This window comes from Agromyces subbeticus DSM 16689 (assembly GCF_000421565.1).
GTDB lineage: Bacteria > Actinomycetota > Actinomycetes > Actinomycetales > Microbacteriaceae > Agromyces > Agromyces subbeticus.
Genome location: NZ_ATXG01000001.1, coordinates 314583 through 340085, shown reverse-complemented (window position 1 = coordinate 340085; position 25503 = coordinate 314583). Strand labels below are relative to the sequence as shown.

Sequence of the window (25503 nt, the reverse complement as noted above, 5' to 3'; positions counted from 1 at the left end):
TGTGTGGTGGTGCGGGGTGTTCGTGCGCGCCTCAGGCGGGAACCTGCAGCACGGCCTCCAAACGGAGATCTCTGCTGGACCGCCCGACGCGCAGCCGGTAGGCGCCGCTCGGCAGGGTCCAGTCTGAATGGTCGACGTCCCAGACCTCGAACGTGCGTCGAGGCAGGGCGATGACGACGGTCGCGGATGCGCCGGGGGCGACGTCGACCACAGCCGAGCCGGCGAGCCAGCGAACCGGGCGTTCGATGCCGTCGTCGGGGCCCTCGACGTAGAGCTGCACGACCTCGCGGCCGTCGCGCTCGCCGGCGTTGGTGACGGTGACGGATGCCTCGGCGAACGCCTCGCTCGCGCTGCCCGACACCGTGAGTGCGTCGTACTGCCACGCCGTGTATCCCAGGCCGTAGCCGAACTCGCGGGCGGGGGTTCGACCGAGCTTGTCCCAGCCGCGGTGCCCGACGTGCAGGCCCTCCGTGTAGTCGACGTACCCGCCGGAGGGCAGGCCGTTCGGCACCGGTACGTCCGCTTCGTTCGCCGGCAGGGTCCACGGCAGACGGCCCGAGGGCTCGATCTCGCCGGTGAGCACTGCCGCGAGCGACGTGCCGGCCTCCTGGCCGGGCAGCCACCACCAGAGCACGGCGGGCACCTCGTCGAGCCAGGGCAGGATGACGGGGGCGCCGGCGTTCACGACGACGACCGTGCGGGCGTTCGCGGCCGCCACTCGACGCACGAGTTCGTTCTGGCTGCCGGGCAGCTCCAAGTTCGGGCGATCCCAGCCCTCGGATTCGGTCTCTGCATTCGTGCCGATGACGACGATCGCGAGGTCGGCGGCGGCAGCCGCGGCGACGGCGTCGTCGATCTCTTCAGCAACGGACTTGCCGGGAGCGCGGTAGCGCAGGTGCAGTCGCACGAAGCGGCCGTACGACTCGGCGTCGACGATCTGCAGTTCGCCCGTGATCGTCACGGTGCGGGCGGCGTCGGTCTCGGTGTCGATCACGACGGAGTGGGCCGGCGGGTTCGCATACGACGAATCGAGCACCACCTCGGCGCCGACGGTGCGGGATGACTTTCCGACCAGTGCGTCCTCGACGCTCACCCGGTGGGCGCCGACGGGTGCGATCTCGATCTCGTGCCGGCCGACCCCGGCCAACTCGAGCCGCGTGGTGAGGCGCACGCTCGCGGCATCCGCTCGGTCGATCGTGAACCAGATGCGCGCGGGGTCGGCGATTGCGAACCGCTCGAGCACGTGCCCGGCGACGTCGAGCAGCTCGACGAGCAGCCCGGCCTCCCCTGTGGGCGTGGTGAGGAGTTCGAGCGGCACGATCGGCGCGGTCGCCTCGGTCGCGCCGCCTCGGTGCAGGGTCACGGTCGCGCCGGACAGGGCCGCTCGGAGCGCGCCGAGCGGATCGGCGATGAGCGGCGGGGTGACGAAGGCGCTGCCCCCGCCCTGAGTGAACGGCACGACGGCGTTCGGACCGATGAGGGCGACGGATGCCCCGGCGGGCACCTCGAGCGGCAGCAGCCCGCCCTCGTTGCGGAGCACGACCGTCGATCGCGCGGCGAGCTCGGTGAGCAGGCTGCGGACCTCGGGGGAATCGGGCTCGGGAGCATCGGCGACCGCGGCCGGTTCGACAACCCCGGGGACGCCGCTGAGTGCGCCGACACGGGCTGCGAGCGCGAGGATCCGAGCGACGTGATCGTCGATCGCGGCCTCGCTCACCCGGCCTTCGCGCACCGCGTCGACGAGGGCCTCGCCCCACGGACCGAGCGGGCCCGGCATCACGAGGTCGAGGCCGGCGTTGGCCGGGGCATCCGTCGACTTCGTGGCGAGCCAGTCGCTGACCACGACGCCGTCGAAGCCCCACTCGGTGCGGAGGATGTCGGTGAGCAGCACCTCGTGCTCGGTGGCTGTCGCCTCCACCCCGTCGATGGCGAGGCCGTTGTACGCCGCCATGAGTGTCCACACGCCGGCCTCGACGACTGCCTCGAACGGAGCCAGGTAGACCTCGCGCAGCGTGCGCTCGTCGATGCGGGCGAGGTATTCGGTGCGCTCGGTCTCCTGCTCGTTGGCGACGAAGTGCTTGATGCACGCGGCCACGCCGGCCGCCTGAATCGACTCGACGAAGGCGACGGCGAGGTTCGCGGCGAGGGTGGGGTCTTCGGAGAGGCACTCGAAATGACGGCCGCCGACCGGGGTGCGCTGCAGGTTCACGACCGGCGCGAGCACGACATCGACGCCCTGTCGGCGCGCTTCTGCCGCCATGAGTGCGCCGATGCGGCGCTGGATCGCGGGGTCCCAAGTCGCCGCCGTCGCGCTGGGTGCCGGCAGCTGCGCCGACGGGAGGTTCGAGGTGTCGTCGCCGCCACGCACGCCGATCGGCCCGTCGGAGACCGTGATCGAGCGCAGGCCGAGCTCGGGCAGCGAGTGCAGGGTCCAGGTGCCGGCCCCGGTGAGGAGGCGCACCTTCTCGTCGAGCGGGAGGGTGCGGGCGATGGCCACAGGGTCGACCGTCTCGGTGGTCTCGGTCGCGGTGTGGTTCAGGGTCACGCCGTTGCTCCATTCATGTCTCATCTTCGAGTGGGTTCGGCAATCGTGGCATACTTACTGACTTGTAAGTAAGTCGATGTGGTAACGTTTCGATAACACCAGATGGGTGGGCGTCAGCGGTCTCGACGTGGAATGCTGCAATCGAGCGGATGCCCCGCATTTGCGTGGCGCTCACCCGCATCGGAAGGAACCACGTGGCCACGATCCGAGACGCCGCACGCGCCAAGCCAATGGACGAGCGCAGGCCGGCGGCCGAGCGTGTGCAGCGCCCGCACGCCAAGACCACTGAGCGTCGCGAGGCCGTGCTGAAGGCCGCGATGAACGTCTTCGGAGCACGCGGCTACAACAAGGGGGCACTCGTCGAAGTCGCCGAGCAAGCGGGCATGACTCACGCGGGCGTGCTGCACCACTTCGGCAGCAAAGAGGGGCTGCTCGTCGCGATGCTGAAGTACCGCGACGGCGAAGAGGTCGCGGGCGTGCCGGCGCGCGCACAGGCCGAAGGGCCGGCGTTCCTCGCGCACCTCGTCGACACGGTCGACGAGAACACGCGCCGCCGCGGTGTCGTGCAGGCGTACTCGGTGCTCTCCGGCGAGTCGGTGACCGACGGGCATCCGGCGCACGAGTACTTCCAGACTCGCCTCGACGTGCTTCGAGTGAAGATCGCGGGTGTGCTCGGCGAGGTCAGCGGCAACACCGACGAGCAGGAGCTGCTCGATTCGGCGTCGGCGCTCATCGCCGTCATGGACGGCCTGCAGGTGCAATGGCTGCTGAACCCCGATGCCGTCGACATGCCCCGCATCGTCAGCCGCACACTCGACGAGATCGTGGCTCGGCTGCGCGCGCAGGCTGGCGCCTGAGCGGCGAGTCGTCTGAGCGAACACGTCCTTGTGATCGTGCACGACCAGGGCGACCGCACCGCGTCAGCGCGAAGCGGAGAAGACCGAAGCTCGCAGTACGTGTTCAGCGGCCAGGCCATGCAGTCGCTCGACGCCATCGATCGGTTGGCCGAGCGGTGGCTCGAGCCGCGCCTGGGGCATCCGTTCTCGCAAGTGCTCCGCGAGCCGGGTGACCACGACTGGCGCGGTGAGCACCTGACCGGTACCGCTCAGGCGGGCATGCGCGGCGTGCACGCCGGCGCGGCGGCAGGCGGCGACGATCGAGTTCGCGAGTTCTGCCGCTGCACGGTCGATGATGTCGTTCGCGATCTCGTCGGTCTCTGCGCAGGCGGTCACCGCGCGGGCGAATGCGGCGACACGCGAAACTCGGTCCGGATCCGATTGCACGGTGAGGTACAGCGTGCCGAGGTCGCCGAACGCCTTCTCGGCGAGGGCGGTGAGCGCCGTGGATCGGCCACGTCCATCGCGGGCCCGGAGCACTGCATCGATCGCGGCCCGTCCGATCCAGTGAGCGCTGCCGGCGTCGCCGAATATCGCCCCCCAGCCGTCGACCCGCGCTGCGCCGCGTGGTCCCGCACCGAGAACCACCACGCCGGTGCCGACCGCGGCGACGACCCCGTGAGCGTCGCCGTTCGCCCCGAGGTACCCCGTGATCGAATCGTGGGCGATGGCCGCATGCCGAATCGACGGAGCTGCGTCGAGCAGTGCCCCGACTGCTGCCGGGTCGTCGTCGTACCCGCTCAGCCCCACCGCGACCGAGTACGCTCCCCACGCGTCATGTGCGGTGAGCAATTCGGTGATCTGTGCGACGGCCGAACGCTCGGCGCGGATGCCGCTGAACGAGAGTTCGCTCGGTTCGCCACCGTCGGCACCGTCGACGCGGACGCGGATCGACGACTGTCCGGCATCGATCGAAACCCGAACCGCTCCGCCCGACGGGCCGGCTGTCACGCCGACGCCACGAGTCGCAGACTCGCCGTCGATTGGGCGGCGAGCGGCACTTCGAAGATCGTCCGATCCCCGTCGAACGTTCGGCCGGCGAGGGTATCGACGGCAGGCGTCTCATCGAGCCGCACGACTGACACCTCGACGCCGCCCGCGACACGGACCGTCGCCGATCGTGCATTCGGCGATGGGTTCGAGAGACGGAGCACAGCACCGCGGCCATCGTCGGCCGGCTTGAGTGCGCTGACGACGGCGCCGGTTACCGAGACGGCGGACCCGAGCGACGACAGCGGCACGGTCGTGCCCTCCCGCAACTGCATCGCAACGATTCCGGAACGTCGCGCATCGGCGGCATCCGCGAGTGCGAATGCGTCGGATGCTGCGGGGCCGAACTTCAGCCCGATGCGGGCCCGTACCGGCCGAAGCACTTGCGCTTCGGGCGTCTCGAGCATCGGCCCGGCCCCGGTCGTGCGGGTGCGGAGATCGAAGCGCGAGAGCCATCCTGTGCTGCGCAGCAAGGTCACGGCGAGTTCGTTCGGCCGAGCGGATGTCGCCACGATCCCCTGCACCTCTGAGACGTGGTCGAGCAGCAGCGCGAGCGTGTGCTCGCCCGCGCCCGCCATCGCGTAGCCGTGAGCCGGATGGGTGCCGATCTCGGCCTCGCGGTTCGGTGCGGTCGGGAGCTTCCCGAGCTCGGGGCCGAAGCGACGGTCGAGGCTCGAGTAGTGCTGTCCACTGCGCCACAACTCGGACGACGTCGCGATCGGGAAGTGCGCCCGCACGCGGTGGTCGCGCGCGGTGTTGACGAACGACGCGGTCCAGTTCAACTCGTCGTCGCCCGTGCGATGCACGACCTCGACCGCGACGGTCGTCGAAGTCGTCTCGGGAGCACGCGCATCACGCGTCTCATCGAGCGCGACGGGCAGATCGAGGGTCGCGCGCCAGCGCACGATCGTGCGAACCGGTGTGCGCTCGACCTCGACCTCGGCGTCGGCCGACGCGTGCACCAGGGCATCTGCCGAGGGCGGGTCGTACGTGTAGGTGTCACCTCGATCGCCGCCGTCGACGAGGCGCGCGAGCCCGTCGTGCTTCACGCCGCTCGTGCGGTCGAAGATCGAGAAGCTCGCATCCGGGGCGACCCGCAGGCGGAATCGCTCCGACAGTTCGATGTCCATCTCTCGCGGCATCCGCTGCGTCTGCCGAGCCGACGGTTCCGCTTCTCCGAGTCGCACGGTGAAGACGCCGAATCCACCCGGCTCGACATCGACGGCGGCGAAGCGCAGCCGCTGCCGTCGCGCGAGCACCGAGTCGGGCAGCAGGTCGAGATCGGCTTCGAACGACATTCCCGTGCCCAGGTCCTCGACCTCGACGGGCACGTCCGCGCCGCCAGGCGCACTCAGTCCGGTGACGACCCGGTCGGGTGCGATCGTGACGTCCACCGTCACCTGCGAACGCCGGCCCGAGTCGGCGAGCGGCACGTGCACGACGACTCGCGTGGACTCCGTGGCCGGAGCGCCGTGGACACGCGGGTCGAAGCCTCGACGCAAAAGGGCGCGGCGAACGAGTTGGTCGCCGAGCTCCATGACCCGCTCCGATCGCACCTCGTTCTCGCGGTGCACCTCGTCGACGCTGCATCCGCAGATCGAGTCGTGCGGAGCGTTCTCGAGCACGAGCTCCCACGCGTGTTGCAGATGACCGACTGTCGAGCCGTCGATCGGAGTCGCGTCGGTGCGTACATCGATCGAGTCCGGCGATCCGCCCGATGGGAGCGAGAGCAACTCGCCGGCGAGCAGGGGCTCGACGACTCGCTCGAGCATCGCTTCGGCTGCAGCATTCTGCTGTTTCAGGTACACCCGCGTCGACAGAGTGCCGGAAAGGAGAAAGGTGCCTGGGCCGCCGAGGTGGCGCAACTCGCCGCCGATCGCCTCGGGCTCGGGATGCGCGGCCCTGAGATCGCGGAAGAATGCGTCGAGCGTGGACTGTTCGAGCTCGGCTCGATCGACAGCCAACCCGTCGACTAGGCGAGTCGTATCGCGGGGTGCCACATGGTCGGCACCGTTCATGAGCAACCAAGGTCCGCCCTCCCGGCGGCCGTGCTCCCGCTCGAGGAAGGCGTCGAGCCGCTCGGCCCGGCCCTCATCACTCCAGAGCACGTCGACTTCGTAGTACGCCTGATTGACTGCGTACACCTCGCTGCCGTCGGGCGAACGCCAACGGAATTCCGCCACGCCGGCGGGGGCCCCACGCCAGACGAGCGCGGTTTCGAGGCCGAACCCGGTGAGGATTCGCGGCAGATCGGCGGGATGCCCGAACGCGTCGGGCGAGTATCCGATGCTCGTCATGGCACCGACCGCCCCACTGTGCCGTCGCGCGGCGAGCAGGTTGCGAACGAGATTCTCACCTGACACGAGCTGGTTGTCGGCCAGCACGTGCCACGGACCGATCGTGAGGCGACCGGCCCGCACGTGCCGTCGTACTTCGTCGACCAGGTCGGGCCGCAGCTCGCCGACGTCGCGAAGCGTGATCGTCTGTCCATCGAGGTGGAACGTCGTGATGGCGCCGGCGTCGAGCTGGCGGCAGACCTGCTCGACGAGCTCGACCAGCCGGGTGCGGTAGGCCTCGAACGGGCGGTACCACTCACGATCCCAGTGCACGTGCGTGACGATGTGACAGATCGCGCGCTCAGCCACGGGTCACCGCCGCAGCTGAGCTCGCGATGCGCGAATCGTCGTTCGCCGGAAGAGCGGCGACGAACGACGCCGTGATGATCGCCGGCCGGGTGATCGCGCCACCCACGACAACGCTCCAGGCGCCGGCGTCGAACGCGGCGGCAAGCTGCGACGGCGTCGAGATGCGTCCCTCGGCGAAGACCGGTACCGCGATCTCGCGGGCGAGGTCCGCGATGAGCGCGAGATCGGGGGCGTGCGCGCCGCGCGTCTCAGCGGTGTAACCGGCGAGCGTGGTGCTCACGACGGTTGCACCGGCGGACGCCGCCGCGACCCCCTCGGAGAGCGTCGCGACATCGGCCATCACCGGGATGCCGCGCTCCGAGAGCGCCTCGATCGTCTCGACGAGGGACCGGCCGTCGGGCCTGGGCCGTGCCGTGGCGTCGAGCGCCACGAGGTCTGCGCCGGCAGCGGCGACCTCGAGTGCCGCGTCGAGCGTCGGGGTGATGTACACGCCGTCGCGGCCCTGCTTCCACAATCCGATGAGCGGAACATCGGTGGCGGCGCGAATCGCGCGGATGTCAGCGGGCGACTCGGACCGGATGCCTGCTGCGCCGCCGGCGAGCGCCGAGAGTGCCATGGCGGTCATGTGCTCTGGACCGTGCAGCGGCTCACCCGGTTGCGCCTGGCACGACACGACGAGTCGCCCGCGCAATCCGTTGAGCAGGGTGGAGATGTGGGGCATGGTCCTCATTCGATGTCGACGGCAGTGGGGCTGGTGATGATGGCGGGAGCGGCGATGAAGGCCTCGTCGGCCCGGTGACGGGGGCGACTTCGGGAGCTCTCGGCGTCGAGCGCCGCGAGGATGGGTGCGGCGAGGGCGACCGCGCGATCAGCCCACGTCGACCCGGGCGCGGCAGGCACCTGCGGTGCGATCACCCCGACGGCGTCGGCCAGGGCGGCGGCGGCGGCGCAGAGCGGCGCTTCGGCCGCCTCGTCGAGTAGCTCGTCCGGCAGGAGTTCGAGCGATGCCCGTCGGTCGTCGTCGAGGGCGCCGTATGCCACCAGGAGCGACCCTGCGACGAAGCCGCGGTGTTCGGCAGGAAGGTCGGTCGTCCAGACGATCGGGGCGCCGGCGCAGAGCGCAGCGACCTGGACCATCGTGCGATGGCGCGCATCGTCGACCGCGGCCACCGGTGAGAGGGCATGCCGGAGCGCGTGGGCCGCGAGCTCCCCGGCGGCCTCGCCGATCGCCCACTCCCCCGGGTGCACGCGATACGCGGCTGCGGCGATCTGGGTGGCAGCGAGGTTCTTCGCCCCGGCGATGAGGTTCACCGGGCCAGCACCGGCTTCGGCGACGAGCGACCGCAGCGGAATCTGGAACGGTGCAGTGGGGGCGTACACGCTGTGATGCCCGCCGACCCGAGGGTGCAGGTCGGCGTGATACCAGGCAACGCCGATGGTGTCGGCGAACGGCCGTGCCCTCGCATCCCCCTGGTGTGGAAGCAGGTCGTGCTCCGAGACCGGTGCGCTCGAGCGCAATCGTCGCGACTCGCGGACGTACGGCGATTCGGCCAGGCCGTCGGGCGTGCCGGACACCTCGGGGGCGAGCCGAAGCTCGGGGTGACCGGTTCCGCCGTCGTCGCGCGGCGCCTCGGTGCGGAGCCAGTGCACGAACGCGTTCGTGAGTTCCCGCGCCGCTGCATCCGTCTCCACCGGTTCGGCGGTCAGGCCCGAGCCGTAGTAGTCGTTGCCGTGCCAGTTGATGATCGCAGTGTCGGCGCCGCCGATCAGGCGCGGATCGCGCACACGGCGATACGACCAGAACGAGCCCGGCGGCACGGCGTCGTCGAACATCGCGTAGTCGTGCGTCGAGCCTTCGTCGTTCGACAGCGTGAGGCTGAAGGGCTGCGCGTCTCTGAGCTCCTCGTATCGGGCAGGCGCGGGGCCCACGTCACCCGCGACGGCATCTCGAATCAGTGCGGCGACGATCGTGCACGACTGCTCGGCACGAGGATCGGGGCCACCGGGGAGTGCATGCGGTTCGCCGAACGCGTCGCGACCCTCGGAGCCGATGGCCCACTCCGCACCGGCGAGGGGCAACAGTTCGCCGGTCTCGGTGGCGTCGATGATCACGTCTCCACTGACCACCAGTTCATCGGCGGCCGTCGTGAATCGAACCGCCGAGAGCCGATCGCCGACACGGTCGACCCCGTTCGGGATTGCGCCCGTGATGACCGTGATGGTGCCTGCGCTCTCGTGCGTCGTGAGCATCGCGCGCAACACCCGCTCGCCGACGAGCGGTTCGAAGCACAGTCGGCTGACCCAGCCGCCGCCGGGGTTCCCGATGTCCCCGTACTCTGCGCGCAACGCATCGCGGAAGGCACGGTAGCGGGTCGTGCATCCGGTGGTCTCGATGAGCGGATGCTCATCGAGCGGACTGGTGAGCTGGGTCGTGACCTGCCCGCCGATCCGCGACTCAGGACCGGCCATCACGACCTTCAACCCGTGATCGGCGATGGCCAGTGCCGCCGCGATCGCGCCCAATCCGAGACCCGCGACGACCACGTCTGTGCGCAGCATCCGCTCGCTCATCGCTCGCCGGCCCCCGGGTGGACCCGGATCTCGAACGACCGGGCCCAGGGAAACCCGATCTGGTCTGGGGTGATCGCCGCCACCTGGGATGCGCCGAGATCATCGAGCGCTTCGTTCAGCAGTTCAGCGAGTCGAGCGGATGCCGCGGACACGTCGTCGATGCGGTCGTGCCGGTCTGGACGGGATCCGCGTTCACGACGGAAGCGAGCACGTGCCCCGCTCATGTACGCTGCATCCTCGATGAGCCGGAGGCGCAAGTGGCGCGCCGCGGCGCGCTGGTCGTATGTGCCCGTGGCGCGAGCTGCGAGGGCGACCGCGAGGTGGGCGGCGACGGTGCCGATCGTGTTGCCCGCGGTGTTCCATGCGGCGAAGCCATCGAGCCGGCCGAAGAGCCCTGTCTCGAGCAGTGCCCGCACGAGCTCCGGGTCTGCGCCGTTCGGTTGCGCGACGTCGGCGACGGCGACGGCCCGCCCGGCTTCGAGTTCCCGTCGAACGAGGGCGACTGTGCGCGCGGCCGCGTCGGCGTCGGTGGACGCCGGCGGGGCGACCGCCCAGTCGCCGTCGCCCTGAGGTGCGTGCACCACGAGCGTCGCTTCGGCCTCGCCGTCGTCGACGGTCGTCGCCCCGGCGGCGCGCAGCTGCCCCCGCGCCGTGTCGAGCACCGATCCCGTCTCGTACGGCGCGACCCGGGCGAGGCCGTCGTCGTCGGCGCACCGGATGACCACTCGGGGCGTCACGCCGGCACGGTCGACGATGAGCCGGGCCGTGAGTACGGCGGCCGTCTCATCCGCGCCCGGCCCGACGACGACCCGGTCGTCGAGCCCGAGCCTCGACGACCAGGCAGCCAGGTCGCGTTGCGCCGCTGCGGAGAGCGACCCGGCCACCGCGTCATCGACACCTGCGATGAGCCGTGCGATGACGCCGTCGCCGACCAGGCCGAGCGCCGCGAGGCCGAGCGTGTGCTGGCGGAGCCGACGTGAGAGCCAGTCGGCGCGCACCGGCTCGGGCACGTCCGTCGTGGCGATCACGACGGTGTCCGTCGAGCCGAGGTCGCTGGACAGCACGTGCAGCCGCGAACCCCAATCCGCCCAGTATTCGGGCTCCTCGAATGCGTCGTCGGAATCAGGAGTGCGCGGCACCACGACGGACGCGTGCACCGGCAGGTCGATGGTTCGCAGCACCGCCCACCGGTCGAGCACCTGCTCCACGGGCTCTGCGCCGATCCGCGAGGGAATCAGCCCGCCGAAGCCGAGACCCTCGAGCGACGCCACCACGCCGTCGGCGTCGGCGGATGCTGACTGCAACCAGGCCGGAATCGCGTCGACGTCGCCGGCCGCGCGGATGACTGGCCGGCACGCTGCCGGCGGCGCGACGACCTGTGCGCCGGCGATCGCGGCGATGAGCCCGGGCAGCTCGATCGAAACGGGGCGCTCATCGAGTGGGACGAGGAGGATCTTCATCGGAGGATTCCCTGTTGCGACGACGTGCTCACGCGCGTCGCTTCACGTTGATCTGGAAGTCGTATCGGTCGCCGAGGTAGACGCCCGTTGACGCTTCGATGCGACGCCCGTGGGCGTCGAAGACGATGCGGGACACCATCAGCGCCGGTGCTCCCGCCTCGGTCTGCAGCAACTCGGCCTGAGCGGCGTCGAGACTCACCGCCCGGATGGTCTGATGCGCCCGCGCGGGAGAGGCGCCGGCGTGCTCGAAGTACGAATAGAGGGAGCCGAGCAGCTCGGGGCCGAGGTTCTCGCCCGTCAACCATTCGGGCAGCCACAGACTCTCGATGCACAGCGGCGCGCCATCGGCAGTACGAAGCCGCTCGATGTGCACGGCTCGCGCACCGACCGGGATGAGCAGCTCACGGGCCACCCTGTCGTCGGCTCGACCATGTTCGAGGCGAAGCACCCGCGAGCCGGGGGTCATTCCGCGCTCCGAGATGTCTTCGGAGAATGACGTGAGATAGGGCGACTTCGTGACGAGATCCTTGTCTGCGACGAAGGTTCCCGAGCCCTGGACCCGATAGACCCAGCCGTGGTCGGCGAGGCGTGACAGGGCTTGACGGATCGTCGCTCTGCTCACGCCGAACCGGTGCACGAGTTCCCGCTCGGCCGGAATCGGGTCGTGCGGCGCGAGATTCGCGATCACCTCGTCGCGCAATCGCGCGCGAGTGAGATCCACCTTCGAGGCGGCCGCGTCGGCGACCGGGGTCGACTCGACCACGGCAGAGACGGCGTTCGGCTCGATCACAGCGTCGAGCGCGGACGCATCCGTCGGCGCATCCCATTCGAATTCGGTACTCATCCCTTTACCGCTCCTTCTCCGGCCCCACGGAAGAACCATTTCTGTGCCAGGAAGAACACGATGATGAGCGGGATGACCGCGATCATCGTGCCTGCGGCGACGACCTTCTGGTCGTCGGCGAACGCACCGGCGAGGAATTGCAGTCCGACCGTGAGGGTGTAGTTCTGCTGGCTGGTCAACACGATCTGCGGCCAGAGGAAGTCGTCCCACGCGAACATGAAGCTGAAGATACCGACCACGGCCATCGTTCCAGTGACCGACGGCATCGACACGCGCCAGTAGCGCTGGAACTCGGTCGCGCCATCCAGCACGGCGGCCTCGTCGATCGCCCTGGGCAGCGAGAGGAACGCCGAACGGAACAGCAGGATCGAGAAGCCCGTCACCGCCGTCGGCAGGATGACGCCCGCGAGCGTGTCGACGAGGCCCATCTGCTTCGACGTGAGGAAGACGGAGATGAAGATGACCTCGAACGGGATGACCAGTGTCGCGAGGAAGAGCAGGTACGCCGTCATGTTGCCTCGGAACCGCAAGCGCGCCAGGGCGAACCCGGCCATGGACCCGAAGAGGATGTTCGTGACTGTCGACACGGTCGCGACGATGAGGGAATTCCAGATGAACTGCCCGACGGGGATCACGTCGGCGACCTTCGAGAAGTTGTCGAGCGTCGGGTCGCGTGGAATGAAGTACGGCGGGTAGGAGAACACGCTGTCGGCGGGGCCCTTGAGCGACGTGCCGAGCGTGAACACGAACGGCCCCACGAGGAGCACGAGCACGCCCGCGAGCACCAGGTAGTGCAGCGAGCGCTTCGCCAGGCCTGCCGGCGTCAGCTTCCGCTTGCGGAGCCGTCGAGGCTCCCGGGTCGGCACCTCGGCAGCGGTTGCCTCTGCGGGCACGGTGTTCGTATCGATGATGCTCATGCTTCCTCGTTCTCCCGGCTCAACTTCTGCAGGGCGACGGTGAGCCCGATCGTGAAGACGAAGAGCACGAGGCTCATGGCGGCGGCGTACCCCACCTGACCGTCGAAACCCGACCCGACCTCTCGGATCGTGAAGACGAGGGAACGCACTTGGCCACCCGGTCCCGCCGTCTCTCCGGCGATGACGAAGATCTCGGCGTACACCTTCATGGCAGCGATCGCCGACAGCACACCCACGAGCAACATCGTGGGCCGCACTGACGGAAGCGTCACCGACCAGAATCGCCGGACACCGCCCGCGCCGTCGACCTGTGCCGCTTCGTGCAGTTCACCCGGTACGTTCGCGAGTGCCGTGAGGTAGATGACCATGTAGAAACCGAGACCCTTCCAGACGGTCACGAGCATGCAGCTGAGCAGCAGCAGCGTGGCGTCCGTCAGGAACGGCAGCGGCCCCTGAACCACCTTGAGCGTCTGCAGGAGCCAGTTCACCGGCCCCTGCTCTCGCAGCAGGAACACCCAGATCAGGCCGACGACGACCATCGAGGCGATGACCGGCGTGTAGAACGATGCCCGGAAGAACGCGATGCCCGGAATCTTGGGCTGCACGAGCATGGCGAGGAAGAGCGGCAGCATGACCAGGAGCGGCACCACCACGATCACGTAGAGGAGCGTGTTGCCGGCGGACAGCCAGAACACGTCCGAGGAAGCGAGGGCCCCGAAGTTCTCCAGACCGATGTACTCTCCGCCCGATGCCAGCCGGAAGTCGGTGAACGACAACTGGACGGTGCGAAAGAACGGCACGATGTGGAAGATCAGCGCGACGGCGAGCGCCGGCGCGAGAAGCACCCACGGGGTGAGGAGTCTTCGGGGCCGCATCGCGCTATTCTCCGCCGGTGATCGCGTTGGCGTCCTCGACGGCCTGATCCAGTGCGTCCTGCGCCGAGAGGTCGCCGGCGAGCGCGAGCTGGATCTTGGCGAGCACTGCGTTCTTCACCTGATCGTCGTACTGCACGGGAGTGAGGTTCTCGGCGCGCTCGAGGCCGTTCGCCGAGAGCTTGCGCGCCTTGGAGAGCTCAGTACCGTCTGAGTCATCCTGGAAGAACGGATCTTCGAGCGCTTCGGTCACCGACGGCAGCACTGGGGCGACCTTGGCGAATGCGAGCTGGTTCTCGGCGTTGGTGATGAACTTCGTGAAGGCCAGCGCCGTGCCCTGGTTCTCACTCGTCTTCGGGATCAGCAGGCCCATCACCGACATGTTGATCGGCTCGCCCTCGGCCGCGATCTGCGGGGCGACGCGGGTGTTCTCGAAGACCTGGGGCGCGTTCTGCTGAATGCCGTTGAGGAAGTTCGGGCCCGAGGGGAAGACCGCGATGCTGCCGGCCTGGTAGCCCTCCTTCGCGTCGTTGAGGTTCTGGGTGAGCGAATCAGCGGGGAACACGCCCGTCTGGTACATCTCGGCGAGGCGTTCGACGTGCTCGACCGCCTCCGGGGTGTTGAAGGTCCAGACGAGGTCCTCATCGATCAGCGGCACGCCGATCTTCGCGAGGTCGGTCATGAACCGGTTCTCGAGAGCCGGGTGGATCCCGTAGAACGCGCCAGCGCCCGCGGTCGAGACCGCGGCGGCCTGCTCGTACAGCTCGTCGAAAGTCTCAGGAGCGGCCTCGGGGTCGAGTCCCGCTTGCTCGTAGAGCGCGGCGTTGTACATGGTCACTTCGCTCGTGAGGTACCACGGCACTCCGAACGTGCCCTCCTGGCCGGGGACCTGGAAGCCCTCCCACGCTCCGGCGACGTACTCGGCCGCGAGCTCGGGGTCCGCCGCGTCGATGTCGAGGAAGACGCCCTCCCGCTCGAGCGGCTGGGCGATGTTCGGATTGAGGTTGACGACGTCGGGGAGGTTGCCCGCGGCGGCATCCGCTGCGAACTTCTCCTGTGCACCGGCGAACGGCACGTCGATCCACTCGACCTCCGTGCCGGGGTACTCCTTCTCGAACGCCGAGATCGTGTCTTCGATGTAGGCGGCGAGGTCGGGGTTGGAGCTGAGCTCGAGGGTGGCGAAGCTGATCTCGCCGTCGACCTTCGAGAGCTCGTCGTCGGATGCCGCGGCGCCGGTGTCGACCCCCTCGAGGCTGCAGCCGGCGAGCGCGATGGCAACGCCGGACGCCAGGGCGATCGCGCCCAGGATTCCGTGCTTCCGTGGTTTCAACTTCATTGTGGACCTTTCGCAGGACAGGACTGGACGGTGCGTCCGATTCCACACCGTAGCAACTGGTTCGAACCAATGCAATTCTTCTCGAACCACTTGACGCGCCGCGGCTGGCGGTCATTGCTTCTCAACCCGGCGCAGTCGGGGGTGAATTTGACGAGACGCCTTGCGGCGAGCCGAACCCATCGATACGTTGACCATTATTGGTTCGAACCAATTCATGCTCAGCGCCGATCTTGAGGAATCCTGCACCGGCGTCGATTGAACGAAGGATGTGAAGGTGAACGACAGAAGACAACCCCGACGCCGCGCCAGGGCACTGTGGTCGACCGTTGCGGCGATCGCCGTCGCCTTGACCGCGCTCACCGCGGTGGGGCCGGCAATGGCTGCCCCGATTCCACCTGCAGCCGGCAACGAGATCACCGCGGCCGACGGCGCGACGCTGCCGATCGCCGCGATCAACCCGCCGAGCCGGCTGGCCGGAATGGTCGCCGTCTACACGCCCGCGTTCGGCGCGACGACGAAGACCAACGCCTTCGGAGGCGAGGCCGTCCTCGTGTCGGACGGCTCGGCGACGGGCTACTCCGTCGAACGGGTGTGCACTGTGCTCGCCTCGTGCGCCGACGGCTCGTGGAGGCCGGGCGACAACGCGATCCCCGTCAACGGTGTCGTGCTCTCGGTATCGCCCGGCGGCAGCCCCGACGTCCGGGCGTGGCTCCGCGATCATGTGAGGCCCGGCGACACGATACACATCGCTCCCGTGGTCTCCCGCTCGGCCTCGACGACGCTCGATGCCACCGACCCCACCGCCGCGACCAATCCGGCCGGAGTCGACGGCAACGGCACGTGCTTCCCCGGTTGCCGCGGCGCAGAGCAGCTGATCCAGTACTCGCCCGCGTCGGCCAGGGCGACCACCGGCACCAACGACTTCGGATTCGAGGTCACCGTGCAGGACGGCGTGGTCACGGGGGCGGGCGGCAACGACCGTCAGATCCCCGTCGACGGATTCGTGCTGTCAGGTCACGGCGCTCGGGGAACCTGGCTGCAGACGAACGCCGTCGTGGGTGCCTCGATCACCATCGACGGCACCGCCCTCACGGCGACGATCGACGAGCGAACGGCGATCTTCGGGGCTGAGCAGGCGCTCGCCGACGCCGACGCGCGCATCGAGGACGCGGTCGGCTCCTGCCTCGCGTTCCCGGAAGATCGCGCAACCGAGGCATCGACGGATGCGGCCGCGGCCCTCGCCGACGCGCATGCAGCAGCCGAGGCCGGCGACAAGACCGGCGCGGTCGACCTCGCGAACGCGGCGAAGGCGACCGCAGAACTCGCCGCGCACCGGACCGCCGAGTCACGGCCTGCGGAGGGACGAGCAACCTGGGTCCGCCCCGAGGAGACGAACCCCGCTGCCATCGAGGCGACCCTCGACCGGATCGATGCGGCCGGCTTCAATGTCGTGTTCCTCGAGTCGATCTATCAGGGCTACACGATCTACCCGTCGGAGGCCGCGGCCGCGGCCGGTGTCGCGCCGCAGCGTCCGAACATGGTGGGCTTCGACCCGTTGCAGGTCTGGATCGACGGCGCCCACGCGCGCGGCATCGAACTGCACCCGTGGATCCACACGTTCTTCGTGGGATCCGACCAGACAGGCGGCATCGGGCCCGTGCTGAGTGCGCACCCCAATTGGGCCGCCCTCCAGCGGAAGGACGTCGGCAAGGCGCTCGGCCCGTCGGTGGCCGAGCCCGGGTACTACTTCCTCGATGCGGCGCATCCCGATGCGCGTGCGTACGTCCAGTCCCTGCTCCGCGAACTGCTCACGACCTACGACGTTGATGGCGTGCACCTCGACTACATCCGATACCCCGTCTCGCAGCCATGGGAGACCGCCGGGTACTCGTACAGCGATTACAGCCGCCAGACGTTCGCCGCCGAGCACGGCGTCGACCCGTACACGCTCACGCCCACGGACGCCGCGTGGCAGACGTGGACCGACTGGCGCATCGAGAACGTCACGTCGTTCGTCGGTGAGGTGCGCGAGCTGCAGCAGACCGAGGCATCCGATGTCGCACTGTCGGCGGCGGTCTTCGCCGACCCCGTCGACGGTCTCGACAAGAAGTTCCAGAACTGGGCCGACTGGGTGGATCGAGGCTACGTGGACCTTCTCACCGGAATGTCGTTCGGCACATCGGGCGCATCGGTCGCTCGCGACACCGAGGTGATGCGCGAGCGAGTGGGCGACAACCAATACCTCTACACGGCGACATACGGGCCGTTCCGCGGCTCGACCCCCGCCACGGTGCTCGAGCAGATCCGTGCCGTCTCCGACGCGGGCTCCGACGGTGTCGGGCTGTTCGCCTGGAACCAGCTCTCCGCGGGACAAGCCGAGGCCTTGGCCGAGGGCGCGCACCGCGTCGACGCCGTCGCCCCGCACGCCGACCCCCTCGGTGCGGCGGTCGTGGGCATCCAGTCGCTCCGTGACCAGATCGCGGATGCCACGACGGGTTGCATCGATGACAAGACCGGCGACCGCGTCGAGCACCGCCTCGACAAAGCCCTCGCAGCAATGGACGACGACCAGCTCGACAAGGCCGCGCGCGAGCTCGAGCAGGCGGCGTCCTCAGTGGGTTCGCCATCAGGCGATGGTGCACAGGCGTTCGCCGCTCGAACGCTTCGCGACCTCGACATGTTCGGTCGATGGATCGACACGGCGCTGGAGCGCCGCGGCTGATCCCGAGCACTGATTGATCGAAGCGGGGTGCCCGGCCGACTGGCCGGGCACCCCTCTTCTGCCAGAAGCCGGCCGTACAGCAAGGACGGAGTCGCTCTCTTCTTGACTGTGAACTGGCACCACCGGCCGATCTCGGCGACGAGCGCCTCTCCGAAATTGTTTCGTCGCTAAAGTAACAGGATGACGACGATCGCCCTCTTCGGAGGTACCGGCAAAACCGGCCGCCGGGTGCTCGCCCGCGCACTCGAGCAGGGGTACGACGTTCGAGCACTCGTGCGCGACCCCGAGAAGCTCGGCGGCACCCTCCCCGCCTCACTCACTGTGATTCAGGGAGATGTCCGCGACCCATCAGCGGTCGCGCAGACCATCGCTGGGTCGAACGCAGTGCTGAGCCTGTTCGGCCAGGTGAAGGGGTCGCCGAAGACCCTGCAAGCCGATGGCACTCGCAACATCGTTGCGGCGATGCAGAAGCACGGGGTGCGCCGTATCGTCACTCTCTCCGGCGGTGGTCTACGTGCCGAGGGCAAGGATCAGCCGACAGCAGCCGACAAGATCATCCGTTTCCTGCTGAAGGCGATCTCAGGCCACGTGCTCGCCGATGCAGAGGAGCACTTGCGGGTACTGCAGGAGAGCAGCACCGAGTGGACGGTCGTTCGGGGCCCGCGCCTGATGGAAACACCCGGGACCGGGTCATACCGGGTCGGCTGGGTAGGCGTGAACTCCAGCACGCAGATCGGCCGCGACGACCTCGCGGAGTTCATCCTCTCGCAGGTCGACGACCGAACGTTCATCCGCGAGCTGCCATTCGTCAGCAACTGATGCCGCACGAGAGCGACCGGCCTGCCAGCGTCGCCGAAGTTCTCGAGTCGGTCGCGAAGCTGAGCCGCGCCATCACGACGAACCGCCGCGTTCCCTTCCACGGTCGAGACATCACTCGAACCCAGATGCAGGCGTTGTTCATCCTCGCCCACGGTGGCCGCGCGATCACGCCCGGCGTGATAGCCGCCGATCTCGGGATCACTCCGGGCGCGGTCACCCAGCTCCTCGATGGGCTCCGCGAGAAGCAGGTCATCGAAACAGTCGTCAATCCCGACGACGGGCGCTCCCGCATCATCCGCCTCACCGAGGAAGCCGCCGAGGAGGTCGTCCGGTTCGAGCGCGACACCGTCGAACGACTCCTTCCGCTGTTCGACGCGCTCGCGCATGATGACCTCGCACAGCTCGCCGATCTGCTCACCCGAGTCACGAAGGAGCGATGACCGAGCGAGCTGCTCGTCGGCCCAGGCGATCGCTCCTGACTGCCCGCTGACGGCATCCACTCGACCCGACATCCGTTAGACCCGATCAGAGACTCGGGAACGGCCGAACGACGAGAGAAACGAACCCGCGATGCGCGGAGTCCTACTGTTGTAGCGAGGGCGGGACTCGAACCCGCGACACCACGATTATGAGCCGTGTGCTCTAACCACCTGAGCTACCCCGCCGGGTAGGCTTCCCGCCCGACCGAACGGTCGAACGAAGAGAACCAGAGCCCCGAGTCAGGATTGAACTGACGACCCCTTCCTTACCATGGAAGTGCTCTACCACTGAGCTATCGGGGCGCGCTGCCACAATCGGCAACCGTACGAGGATATCACTTCTGCGAGGTGCCGCCGAACCGTGACGACGAGTGTGCACGGGCCTCGCCGCAGCGTCGTGCGATCATGCGCGTACGCCCTGCCACGACGGGGTCGCGACACCCGGCAGGGCGACCGCAGCGAAGCCCGCACCGTCGATCTGCAGCGTGATGCGACCGGCGGATGTCTCGAGCCGCACGTCGCCGAACAGGCTCGTCGCGGCAGCCGACCCGACCAGCCCCTCGGCGTCGAACTCGAGCGCCGCTGCCGCCCTCGACGCGACCACGAGCACCGTCTCGTCGGCCGACTCGCGCACGAAGGCGACGGCGTCGTCGTCGACGGCGAGCCAGCGGATGCCGCCGCTCGCGAGCACGGGGTGATCGCGACGCAGCCGCAGCAGGTCTCGATACAGCTCGAGCACGGGGGCGACCGCGGCCGAGGCCTCGCTCCCCCACGGAATCGGCGTGCGCGACGCCTCACCGTCTTCACCGGTCAACCCGAACTCGTCGCCCGCCCAGACCACGGGGATGCCGGGCAGGGTGACGGCGAGGCCGACGGCGGCCGGAACCGTGCCGGGCCGAGCATGCGTGGCGAACCGCGGGGTGTCGTGCGTGTCGAGGGCGTTCATGGTGGCCAGACGCGTGCGCCACGGGAACCCGGCGGCGAACCGCAGGTGCGTGGCGTGGAAGTCGGTGCCCGTGAACGCCGGCACGCGCTGCAGGGCGAAGCCGATGCCGCCGCCGCCCGGGCTGCCGGGTTCGAGCAGCCAGCTCCACAGCGGCCGGGTGAACGGCGTGTAGGTCATCGCGCCGTGCCAGGCGTCGCCCTGGAAGTCGCTCGCCGCGTCGTTCGTCGACTCGCCGAGCAGGATCGTGTCGGGGTTGACCTCGAGCATCGTGCGGCGGATGGTTTGGCGCACCTCGGCGTTCAGGTCTGTCGCGCCGAGCCTGCCGGTCATGTTCGCGACGTCGATGCGCCAGCCGTCGAGATTGAACGGCGGGGCGAGGAATCGCGCGACGACCGAGTCGCGGCCCTCGATGAAGCGTCGCCGCAGCTCGGTGGAGTTCCAGTCGAACTTCGGAAGGCTCGGCACGCCGAGCCACGACTCGTAGCCGCCGCCCTGGGCCTCATCGCGGAAGACGTAGAACTCGCGCTCGGGCGCCGCCGGGTCAGCCTGCGCCGCGCGGAACCACTCGTGCGCATCACCCGAGTGGTTCGAGGTCAGGTCGCCGATCACGCGGATACCACGGGCGTGCGCCGCCTCGACGAGCCGCACGAGCGCCTCGTCGCCGCCGAGCAGAGGGTCGACGAGGTCGAAGGTCGAGGCGTCGTAGCGGTGGTTCGAGCGGGCCGGGAACACCGGCGTCAGGTAGAGCAGGTCGACACCGAGCGACTCGAGGTGGTCGAGCTTCTCGCGCACCCCGTCGAGGTCGCCGCCGAAGAGCTGCTTCGAACGGCCGGGGTAGACCGGGTCGACGGGGTCGCTCCAGTCGGCCGGCATCGCCCACTCGGGCAGCGCATCGCGTGCCCGAAGCTCGTCGAACGGCCCATTCTCCGACTTCGCGAACCGGTCGGGGAACACCTGGTACATGACGCTCGACGCCGCCCAGTCGGGCGCCGGCGCGTGCGCCACGAGCTTGAAGTCGTCGTGATCGCGCGCCTCGACCGCCGACAGGCCGAGCTGGTTCAGCCAGTGCTGACGCCCGTCAGCGCCGACGAGCAGCCAGCGGTAGCCGTGCACGGGGTTTTCGACCTCGACCGCGGCCTGCCACCACTGCCATCCGTCGATCGTCTCGACGAGGGACGCCTCGTCGAACCGCGGCTCGCGGTTCGGGTTCGACCGGGTGCCGACCCACGCGAGCGGCCCGAACGACTCGGGCACCCGCAGTCGCACCTGCACCACCTCGCCGAGCGAGGGCGCCTGGGTCGAGACATGCAGCGGCGATCCATCATGGTGCGGTGTCAGGGCCTCGGGCATGGGTCCACCTTTCCACCCGCGTGCGACACGCAGGAGAACGCGCCGCGACTCCGCGGCATCCGCTCGCTTACTTGACGGCGCCGGCGGTGAGCCCGCCGACGATGTACTTCTGCAGGAAGAGGAAGAGCGCCACCACGGGCAGAGCCGCGATCACGGCGCCGGCCGAGAAGGCACTCCAGTCGGCGTAGCGCGGGTTCGAGACGAGCTTGGTGAGACCCACGGCGAGCGTCTGCTGCTCGGTATCGATGAGCAGCACGGATGCCACGACGAACTCGTTGACCGACGCGATGAACGAGAGCAGCGCCACGACCGAGAGAATGGGCGCCACGAGCCGAAGGATGATCGTGAAGAAGATGCGCGCGTGCCCTGCGCCGTCGAGCTTCGCCGCCTCGTCGATCGAGGCGGGCACCGTGTTGAAGAAGCCGTACATGAGGTACGTGTTCACGCCGAGCGCACCGCCGAGGTAGACCATGATGAGGCCGACGTGCGTGTTCAACCCGATCGCAGGGAACCAGTCGCCGATCGCGCTCATCAGCAGGAAGATCGCGACCACCGCGAGCAGCTGCGGGAACATCTGCACGACGACGATCGAGATGAGCCCGAAGCGACGCCCGGTGAACCGCATGCGCGAGAAGGAGTACGCCGCGAGCGCCCCGAGGAACACCGTCGCGACCGCGGTGATGCCCGCGATCATGAGGGTGTTCCCGAACCAGGTCAGGAACGGCACCTTCGGGTCGGTGAGGATGCGCACGAAGCTGTCGATGCCGATCTTCGAGAAGAGCGCGTTCGACCCCGTGAGCGTGCCCTGCGGATTCAGCGCCGACGAGATCACGAACACGATCGGGAACAGCGAGAAGAGCACCATCACGACGCCGACGATGTGGCGCCAGCCGGTCGCCCGGAACCAGCGGCCGAACTGGAACGGCTTGCGCGGCATCGGCGTGCGCGGGGCGGAGCCCCCCACTGAGGTGCTCGCGCGCGTCGAGGCATCCGCGAACTCATCGATCTCGCCGACCACGAGGCCGGTCGGCGTTCCGGGAACTGGCTGCTGCGCGGACATCAGTTGAGCTCCTCGAGCGACTTGGTGCGACGGAAGGCGATGACCGAGATCACGGCCACGATGATGAAGATGATGATCGAGTACGCGCTCGCGAGACCGTAGTCACGCGTCTGCCCGGTGAACGCCACCTTGTAGACCATCGAGATCAGGATGTCGGTGAACCCGACGGGGATCGGCGCGTTCGAGTCGCGCGGCCCACCGTCGGTGAGCATGTAGATCACGTTGAAGTTGTTGAAGTTGAACGCGAACGACGCGATGAGCAACGGCGCGACCGAGACGAGCAACAGCGGCAGCTTGATGAGCCGGAACACGGCCCACGGCTTCGCGCCGTCGACGGTCGCGGCCTCTTGCAGCTCATCGGGGATCGACTGCAGCGCCCCCGTGCACACGAGGAACATGTACGGGAATCCGAGCCAGAGGTTCACGATGAGCACCGAGACCTTGGCGAGCACAGGGTCGGTGAGCCACGGCACGGATGCCCCGCCGAGCAGCACCTGGTTGATGAATCCGAAACTCTCGTTCATCATGCCGGCCCAGACGAGTGCCGAGAGGAACGAGGGGATCGCGTACGGCAGGATCATCAGCACGCGGTAGTACTTGCGACCCCGCATGCGCATGTCGTTGAAGACGATCGCGAGGAACAGGCCGAGGAAGAACGTCGACGCGACCGAGATCAGCGCGAACGCGAAGGTCCAGAGCGTGACGTAGATGAGCGGGCCCGCGAGGCGCTCGTCGGTGACGGCACGCACGAAGTTGTCGAAGCCGACCACGATCTGCCAGCCCGGCAGCAGCTCTTCGCCCTGGTCGGAGGTGAACGCCCCCGTGCCGAGGTCGGAGTAGACGGTGCCGGTGTCGAGGTTCGTCATCGTGCCGGCGGCCTCGTCGTACTCGAGGTTCGAGAGGTAGAGGTAGGCGCTCGACCCGTCGGGGGTGCGCAGCGCCCCGTCGTTCGGGTCGTCGGAGAACGGCACTGCGAGCTCGGTGATCTCGTCGGTGCGGGCGATGACGTCGGCGAAGCTCAGGGTGTTCCAGCCGTCGATGGCGACGGCCTTGCCGCCCTCCATCTCGGCGTCGACCTCGTCGAGCGGCTGCTCGTTCGTGCCGACGCTCGCCTCGCCGTCGGGGTCGGTCACGAGCAGGCCGAGCGTGCCGCCCTGGTCGACGACCGTGACGGGGTAGGTGGGCGAGTCCTCGACGCGCTCCAGCGACGAGGCCATGAGCGAGCTGACCGCCTGCTCCTTCGAGCCGTTGTGGCCGGTGCCGTAGTTGGTGAAGGCGATGTAGCCCGTGTAGACGAGCACGAACACCTGGAAGATGACGAGGAAGATGACGCCCGGCGCGAGGTACTTCGCCGGAAGCTTGCGGCGCGAGAAGTAGATCCAGTTGACGATCACGGTCACGACCGCGACGATCGCCGCGACGAGCCACTGGCCGGCGCTCGCGAGGATGACGACCCCGTAGACCGCGATCGCGTCGACGATGCCGAGCAGCAGCAGCTTCAGCAGCAGCATCTTCACCCCGCCGGATGCCGCGTCGGCGATGTTGGCCGCACGGCGCTGGCGCTTCGTCGGTTTCGGCCGGGTCTCGGGCGTGACCTCGTCGTCGATCGTGGTGCTCATGCTGCTCGCTCTTCTCGTCGCACGTGAGTGCTCCGGGCCGGATGTCGCGGCGACATCCGACCCGGAGCTGCTCTTCCGTTACTTGCTGATCGCAGCCTGCACGTCGGCGGTCAGCTTCTGCCAGGTGGCGACGGGGTCGGCACCGTTGATGATGTCGGCCTCGGCGATGCCCCAGTACTGCCAGACGGCGCCCATGGCGGGAATCGCGGGCATCGGCACGGCCTCTGCACCGACGGCGGCGAAGCCGGCGACGATCGGGTCTTCCGATGCGGTCTCGGCTGCCGCGCTCAGCGCGGGCAGCACGTTGCCGGCCTCGAAGAGCTCGAGCTGCACGTCTTCGGTGCCGAGGTAGTTGACGAGGAAGTCATTCGCGGCGACCTTGTTCTTCGACTCGGAGGAGATGAAGAAGCCCTTGACGCCGGCGAACGGCGATGCCGCTTCAGCGGTCGGGCTCGGCACGGTGTCGATCGCGACGTTGATGCCGGCGTCGGTCGCTGCGCCGACGTTCCACGGGCCGGTCAGCCAGAAGGCGGCCGTGCCGTCGAGGAAGGACTGCTTGGCGATGTCTCCGTCGACGTCGGTGTTGAAGACGCCGGTGCCGTTCTTGCCCTGGCTGCCGAGCCACGTCGCGAACTGCTCGCCGCCCGCGTTGCCGAGCTGCAGGTCGGTCGGGTCGTAGCCCTGGTCGTTGCTGCCGAAGACGGGAGCACCGAACGCGGTCTGGAACGGGTAGAGGTGGTAGGGGTTGCCCTCTGCACCCTGCTCGACGACGAACGGCTGGGCGAGGCCGGCGGCCTGGCCCTTCGCGATCATGTCGTCGAAGCTCGCGGCGGCCTCGGGAACGAGGTCGGCGTTGCGCAGCACGGCGATGTTCTCGACCGCGTAGGGAAGCATGTAGACGGTGCCCTCGTAGGTCGACGCGTCGATCGCGACCGGGAGGTAGTCGGTGGCGGAGTCGCCGAGCTCGATCGGGGCGACGACGCCGTTCGTCGAGAGCTCGCCCAGCCAGTCGTGCGCACCCATCGTGATGTCGGGGCCCTTGCCCGTCGGCACCTGCTGGATGAAGTCGTCCTTGATGTCGGCGTTGTCCTTGCCGACGAGCTCGACCTTCACGCCCTTCTCCTCGGAGTACGCGTCGGCTGCGGCCTGCAGCGCGTCGACCCGCTCGGCGTCGACCCAGACCGTCAGCGTGCCGCTCGACGAGGCCTCGCCTTCGGAGCCGCTGTCGCCGGCGGAGCAGCTCGCGAGACCGAGCGTCGCGATGACTGCGACGGCCCCGGCAGCGAGGAGGCTCTTCGTGTTCACCCTCATTGGTGTGCCCTTCTCAGTGTGCGTGGGATTGCCCGCATGATGCAAGCGATTACAGGTATACCTTGCGCGAGGCCCTTTACCAAACTGCTGGGCCAGCATCGATACCGGTTTGTAACCAACA

At 68.7% G+C, this 25503-nt stretch carries 18 protein-coding genes and 2 tRNA genes; 4 read left to right on the top strand and 16 right to left on the bottom strand.

Annotation, left to right across the window (positions count from 1 at the left end; translation table 11 throughout):
• Nucleotides 1–31 precede the first annotated feature (31 nt).
• Entirely contained in the window at nucleotides 32–2545 is a 2514-nt protein-coding gene (locus H521_RS0101580) for a beta-glucosidase family protein (protein ID WP_022891275.1), read from the bottom strand.
• A gap of 194 nt (nucleotides 2546–2739) precedes the next feature.
• On the opposite strand from H521_RS0101580, the gene H521_RS0101575 reads away from it, so the two are divergent.
• Nucleotides 2740–3402 carry a TetR/AcrR family transcriptional regulator gene (locus tag H521_RS0101575; protein ID WP_169513958.1) on the top strand — a complete coding sequence of 221 codons (663 nt, stop codon included), beginning with the start codon at nucleotides 2740–2742 and terminating at the stop codon, nucleotides 3400–3402.
• A gap of 63 nt (nucleotides 3403–3465) precedes the next feature.
• On the opposite strand, the gene H521_RS0101570 is transcribed toward H521_RS0101575, so the two are convergent.
• From H521_RS0101570 to H521_RS0101530, 9 genes are read right to left on the bottom strand one after another with little or no spacing between them, the layout of a single operon-like run.
• Nucleotides 3466–4392 (bottom strand): BadF/BadG/BcrA/BcrD ATPase family protein, encoded by a 927-nt coding sequence (locus tag H521_RS0101570; protein WP_022891273.1) that lies wholly within the window; start codon nucleotides 4390–4392, stop codon nucleotides 3466–3468.
• On the bottom strand, nucleotides 4389–7076 hold the full coding sequence (locus H521_RS0101565) for a glycoside hydrolase family 38 N-terminal domain-containing protein (protein WP_022891272.1): 2688 nt from the start codon (nucleotides 7074–7076) through the stop codon (nucleotides 4389–4391). Before H521_RS0101565 ends, H521_RS0101570 begins: the two co-directional genes overlap by 4 nt.
• Complete coding sequence (locus H521_RS20840) at nucleotides 7069–7797, bottom strand: N-acetylmannosamine-6-phosphate 2-epimerase (RefSeq protein WP_022891271.1); 729 nt, start codon at nucleotides 7795–7797, stop codon at nucleotides 7069–7071. Before H521_RS20840 ends, H521_RS0101565 begins: the two co-directional genes overlap by 8 nt.
• A 5-nt stretch (nucleotides 7798–7802) precedes the next feature.
• Nucleotides 7803–9635: an FAD-dependent oxidoreductase gene (locus tag H521_RS20835; RefSeq protein ID WP_169513957.1), complete on the bottom strand. Its 1833-nt coding sequence runs from the start codon at nucleotides 9633–9635 to the stop codon at nucleotides 7803–7805.
• Between the two features lie 8 nt (nucleotides 9636–9643).
• Complete coding sequence (locus H521_RS24805; protein ID WP_022891269.1) at nucleotides 9644–11107, bottom strand: DUF4127 family protein; 1464 nt, start codon at nucleotides 11105–11107, stop codon at nucleotides 9644–9646.
• Between the two features lie 28 nt (nucleotides 11108–11135).
• Complete coding sequence (locus H521_RS0101545) at nucleotides 11136–11951, bottom strand: GntR family transcriptional regulator (RefSeq protein ID WP_022891268.1); 816 nt, start codon at nucleotides 11949–11951, stop codon at nucleotides 11136–11138.
• Nucleotides 11948–12868 (bottom strand): carbohydrate ABC transporter permease, encoded by a 921-nt coding sequence (locus H521_RS0101540; RefSeq protein WP_022891267.1) that lies wholly within the window; start codon nucleotides 12866–12868, stop codon nucleotides 11948–11950. Before H521_RS0101540 ends, H521_RS0101545 begins: the two co-directional genes overlap by 4 nt.
• Nucleotides 12865–13743 (bottom strand): carbohydrate ABC transporter permease, encoded by an 879-nt coding sequence (locus tag H521_RS0101535; RefSeq protein WP_022891266.1) that lies wholly within the window; start codon nucleotides 13741–13743, stop codon nucleotides 12865–12867. The genes H521_RS0101540 and H521_RS0101535 overlap by 4 nt, the downstream gene beginning before the upstream one ends.
• A gap of 4 nt (nucleotides 13744–13747) precedes the next feature.
• Complete coding sequence (locus H521_RS0101530; RefSeq protein WP_022891265.1) at nucleotides 13748–15076, bottom strand: ABC transporter substrate-binding protein; 1329 nt, start codon at nucleotides 15074–15076, stop codon at nucleotides 13748–13750.
• Between the two features lie 274 nt (nucleotides 15077–15350).
• Here H521_RS0101530 and H521_RS24800 point away from each other — a divergent pair, with 274 nt between their 5' ends.
• The 3 genes from H521_RS24800 (at nucleotide 15351) to H521_RS24795 (ending at nucleotide 19057) form a co-directional block, all read left to right on the top strand.
• Nucleotides 15351–17798 (top strand): glycoside hydrolase family 10-like protein, encoded by a 2448-nt coding sequence (locus H521_RS24800; protein WP_156891241.1) that lies wholly within the window; start codon nucleotides 15351–15353, stop codon nucleotides 17796–17798.
• Between the two features lie 180 nt (nucleotides 17799–17978).
• On the top strand, nucleotides 17979–18617 hold the full coding sequence (locus H521_RS0101520; protein WP_022891263.1) for an NAD(P)-dependent oxidoreductase: 639 nt from the start codon (nucleotides 17979–17981) through the stop codon (nucleotides 18615–18617).
• Nucleotides 18617–19057, top strand: coding sequence for a MarR family winged helix-turn-helix transcriptional regulator (locus H521_RS24795; RefSeq protein ID WP_022891262.1), 441 nt, complete (start codon nucleotides 18617–18619; stop codon nucleotides 19055–19057). Before H521_RS0101520 ends, H521_RS24795 begins: the two co-directional genes overlap by 1 nt.
• A 151-nt stretch (nucleotides 19058–19208) precedes the next feature.
• On the opposite strand, the gene H521_RS0101510 is transcribed toward H521_RS24795, so the two are convergent.
• The 6 genes from H521_RS0101510 to H521_RS0101485 form a co-directional block, all read right to left on the bottom strand.
• A tRNA-Met gene (locus H521_RS0101510) sits at nucleotides 19209–19282 on the bottom strand.
• A gap of 45 nt (nucleotides 19283–19327) precedes the next feature.
• Nucleotides 19328–19399, bottom strand: a tRNA-Thr gene (locus H521_RS0101505).
• A gap of 100 nt (nucleotides 19400–19499) precedes the next feature.
• Complete coding sequence (locus H521_RS20815) at nucleotides 19500–21392, bottom strand: glycoside hydrolase family 13 protein (protein ID WP_022891261.1); 1893 nt, start codon at nucleotides 21390–21392, stop codon at nucleotides 19500–19502.
• Nucleotides 21393–21459: 67 nt separating this feature from the next.
• A complete protein-coding gene (locus H521_RS0101495) occupies nucleotides 21460–22329 on the bottom strand; it encodes a sugar ABC transporter permease (RefSeq protein ID WP_245560930.1) in 870 nt (289 codons plus the stop codon).
• Between the two features lie 122 nt (nucleotides 22330–22451).
• A complete protein-coding gene (locus H521_RS0101490) occupies nucleotides 22452–24071 on the bottom strand; it encodes an ABC transporter permease subunit (RefSeq protein ID WP_022891259.1) in 1620 nt (539 codons plus the stop codon).
• 78 nt (nucleotides 24072–24149) lie between these two features.
• Nucleotides 24150–25382: a sugar ABC transporter substrate-binding protein gene (locus tag H521_RS0101485; RefSeq protein WP_022891258.1), complete on the bottom strand. Its 1233-nt coding sequence runs from the start codon at nucleotides 25380–25382 to the stop codon at nucleotides 24150–24152.
• Nucleotides 25383–25503: the final 121 nt, after the last annotated feature.

Excerpts from the sequence above, each read along its gene's own strand:
- H521_RS20840 (WP_022891271.1), bottom strand. The coding sequence starts at position 7,797 with ATGCCCCACATCTCCACCCTGCTCAACGGATTGCGCGGGCGACTCGTC.
- H521_RS20835 (WP_169513957.1), bottom strand. The coding sequence starts at position 9,635 with ATGCTGCGCACAGACGTGGTCGTCGCGGGTCTCGGATTGGGCGCGATC.
- H521_RS24805 (WP_022891269.1), bottom strand. The coding sequence starts at position 11,107 with ATGAAGATCCTCCTCGTCCCACTCGATGAGCGCCCCGTTTCGATCGAG.
- H521_RS0101545 (WP_022891268.1), bottom strand. The coding sequence starts at position 11,951 with ATGAGTACCGAATTCGAATGGGATGCGCCGACGGATGCGTCCGCGCTC.
- H521_RS0101540 (WP_022891267.1), bottom strand. The coding sequence starts at position 12,868 with ATGAGCATCATCGATACGAACACCGTGCCCGCAGAGGCAACCGCTGCC.
- H521_RS0101535 (WP_022891266.1), bottom strand. The coding sequence starts at position 13,743 with ATGCGGCCCCGAAGACTCCTCACCCCGTGGGTGCTTCTCGCGCCGGCG.
- H521_RS0101530 (WP_022891265.1), bottom strand. The coding sequence starts at position 15,076 with ATGAAGTTGAAACCACGGAAGCACGGAATCCTGGGCGCGATCGCCCTG.
- H521_RS0101520 (WP_022891263.1), top strand. The coding sequence starts at position 17,979 with ATGACGACGATCGCCCTCTTCGGAGGTACCGGCAAAACCGGCCGCCGG.
- H521_RS24795 (WP_022891262.1), top strand. The coding sequence starts at position 18,617 with ATGCCGCACGAGAGCGACCGGCCTGCCAGCGTCGCCGAAGTTCTCGAG.
- H521_RS20815 (WP_022891261.1), bottom strand. The coding sequence starts at position 21,392 with ATGCCCGAGGCCCTGACACCGCACCATGATGGATCGCCGCTGCATGTC.
- H521_RS0101495 (WP_245560930.1), bottom strand. The coding sequence starts at position 22,329 with ATGCCGCGCAAGCCGTTCCAGTTCGGCCGCTGGTTCCGGGCGACCGGC.
- H521_RS0101490 (WP_022891259.1), bottom strand. The coding sequence starts at position 24,071 with ATGAGCACCACGATCGACGACGAGGTCACGCCCGAGACCCGGCCGAAA.
- H521_RS0101485 (WP_022891258.1), bottom strand. The coding sequence starts at position 25,382 with ATGAGGGTGAACACGAAGAGCCTCCTCGCTGCCGGGGCCGTCGCAGTC.